This window comes from Mycobacterium sp. TH-M15 (genome assembly GCF_057473705.1).
Map to the genome: position 1 here is coordinate 1 of NZ_JBYCLB010000675.1, position 2,743 is coordinate 2,743.

Annotated in this window: 2 protein-coding genes; one reads left to right on the plus strand and one right to left on the minus strand. The window is 68.1% G+C overall.

Going from position 1 to position 2,743, the window contains the following annotated elements; translation table 11 throughout:
- The first annotated feature begins 578 nt into the window (after window positions 1-578).
- Window positions 579-1,991 (plus strand): glycoside hydrolase family 183 protein, encoded by a 1,413-nt coding sequence (locus AC2VNT_RS16500; protein ID WP_486947880.1) that lies wholly within the window; start codon window positions 579-581, stop codon window positions 1,989-1,991.
- A gap of 3 nt (window positions 1,992-1,994) precedes the next feature.
- On the opposite strand, the gene AC2VNT_RS16505 is transcribed toward AC2VNT_RS16500, so the two are convergent.
- Window positions 1,995-2,743 (minus strand): SAM-dependent methyltransferase (locus AC2VNT_RS16505; protein ID WP_486947881.1); only part of this gene is annotated, 749 nt, incomplete at its 5' end.

Below are 2,743 nucleotides of genomic sequence, written 5' to 3' on the forward strand. Positions count from 1 at the left end.
TCACGAATTCCACGGCGACTGGAACTACACGCTCACCGCCGACCACACCGCGACACGCCCACCAGAACCCGATTAATTACTGCGCGAGCCCTAACCACGGTGGTCACCGCGGCCAGCGACTGCGCCGCCGAAAACAATTCCCGGCTCACCCCGTGCTGATCGGCGGCGGCCATATACGTCGCACCGAGTGCCTGTAGCGCCGCGGCGAACTCCACCGAATCGGCGTCAGCGCCCATCGGCGCCGCTCCCAACAGCGCCGGCGCCCCCGCGGAAGCTCCAACCCCGATCTGAGCCGCCAGTCCCCGACTCGCAGCCCGCCGAAGCGCCCACCACCGCCGGTTCCATCGAGAACGACGTCATCCGAAACCTCCAAGAACCTTGGGACAACTGCCGGACGCCCAGGCGGTACCAAAGTGGCCGAGCGCCTCAATCAGCGGAGAGCGGGCAACGTGGGTCGACAGAGCGGCGTTGCGACACCGCCACGACTGAGTCTCCATTGACGCGTCGCTCATCACTTCTGTAACAATAGCAACTATTGTCGCACCAGTTACTCACCCGGAGCCAGAGAAAGGCGTGACATGTCGGCGCTGCGTCGAATCGTCTCGGCATCTATGGTGCCGACCATCGCTCTCGGCATGGTCCTTGCCACCGCTCCGTCGGCGGCCGCGCTGACCTGCAATGCGCCCGAGGCGAATGTCGACCCGCCACCCGGGTCGCCGTCCACCGGGGCTGGTCAGCTGCCGATCGGTCGCCGGCCGCGGGGCACGGTCGATAGTGCTCCGCTGCCGAAGCTGGGGCCGCTGATCTCCGCCCTGATCCAGGCCAGCCAGCCGGCGCAGCAGCAGGCGGCCGTGGTCCCGAACAACCCGGGCTCGGCCCAGGCCCCACCGAGCGCCGCCCAACCGGCGCAGCCGGCGCAGCCGGAGTCGCGAGCGGCCGATCCTGCCGAGTCCCTCGCCGGGGCGCAGACGTCGCTGGCCGAGTGGGTGACCGGTCCGAACAGCCCGAACAAGACCCTGCAGCGGTTCGCCGTCTCCGGGACCGACCTCGGAATCATCTGGGACAATGGCGATCCCGGAAACCGCCAGGCCCTGATGGCGTTCGGGGACACGTTCGGCTACTGCCGTGTTCAGGGTCAGCAGTGGCGGCACAACGTGCTGTTCCGCAGCCAGGACCAGAACCTGGCCGACGGGATTGTGGTGGGGCCGGGCGTGGTCGGCAACAGATACTCCGGATCGCCACTGCGGCAACCGAACTTCTCCAAGCAGATCCTGCCCGACTGGAGGGTGGCGCCGGTTCAGGATAGTGTGATCCCGACGGCCGGCGTCTCGGTCGGCGGAAACCAGTACCTGAACTTCATGTCGGTCAAGAAGTGGATCGGTGACGGCAACTGGTCGACGAACTATTCGGCGATCGCGGTCTCCAACGACAACGGTGAGAACTGGAGTCTCTACCCGGGCACCGTCCGCTCGTCGTCGCCGGAGAACGTCCCGCGGGCGCGCTACGTCCCGGGCAACGAGAACTTCCAGCAGGGTGCGTTCGTCCGGGGCAGCGACGGCTACCTCTACTCCTTCGGCACCCCGGCCGGCCGCGGCGGCTCGGCGTACCTGTCGAGGGTTCCGCAACGGTTCATCCCGGACGTGACCAAATACCAGTACTGGAACGACTCGGGGGCCTGGGTTCCCAACGACCCGGGTGCGGCGAGCCCGGTGATCCCGGGCCCGGTGGGCGAGATGTCGGTGCAGTACAACTCCTACCTCGGGCAGTTCCTGGCGCTGTACGGCAACGGCGGCGACAACGTGGTGGCCAGGACGGCCCCGGCGCCGCAGGGCCCGTGGAGCGCCGAACGGGTCCTCGTCTCGCACGGGCAGATTCCCGGTGGCATCTACGCGCCGTACATCCACCCATGGTCTGCGGGGAGGGACCTCTACTTCACCCTGTCGCTGTGGAACGCCTACGACGTGATGCTGATGCACACCGTGCTGGGCTGACTGTCACACCTTCTCAGCGTAGGCCGACCACTCCAGGTCGCTGGCGGTCAGATCGCGCCCGGTCGGCTTGACGTAGCGGTCGACCAGCTGCTCCGGCCCGGCCTGCTCGATCAGCCGCCAGCCGTACTCGACGAGGAACCCCTCGACCTGGTCCGGCTGCAGGCCGAAGTGCCACAGCTTGTTCCGTTCCCGGACCCGCCGGTAGAGCTTCGGCGAGCCGTAGTCGTTGGCCCCGTCGATGAAGTCGCGCCGGACGTAGGTGAACACCAGCCTGCTGCCCGACGCCGATGCCCGCAGCCCCTCCAGGGTCTTGCGGACCGTGGTCTCGGTCAGGTACTGGGTCACCCCCTCGCAGATGAAGAAGCTGCGAAAGTCGGTCTGGTACCCGTGCTCGGCCAGCGCGGTGAGCAGGTCGTCACGCTCGAAGTCCAACGCCACCAACCGGACCGACAGCGGCAGGCTGCCCAGCACCCGGCGCACCGTCTTGGCCTTGCGGGCGATGTTGACCGGCAGGTCCACCTCGAAGGTCGGGATGCGCTTGCGCCGGGTCAGCCGGTAGGCGAGCGTGTCCAGCCCGGCGCCCAGGATGACGACGGCGTCGACGTCGCCGAGCGCGTCGTCGAGCTTGTCGGCGATGAAGCGCTTGCGGCAGGTCAGGTTGGTCCACAGCCCCGCCCCGGCTCGCTGCATCGCGGCGATGAACAGCCGCCGCAGTTGTCGCTGGCGCAGCGCCGCCACCAGCCAGCGCAGCC

Excerpts from the sequence above, each read along its gene's own strand:
- AC2VNT_RS16500 (WP_486947880.1), top strand. The coding sequence starts at position 579 with ATGTCGGCGCTGCGTCGAATCGTCTCGGCATCTATGGTGCCGACCATC.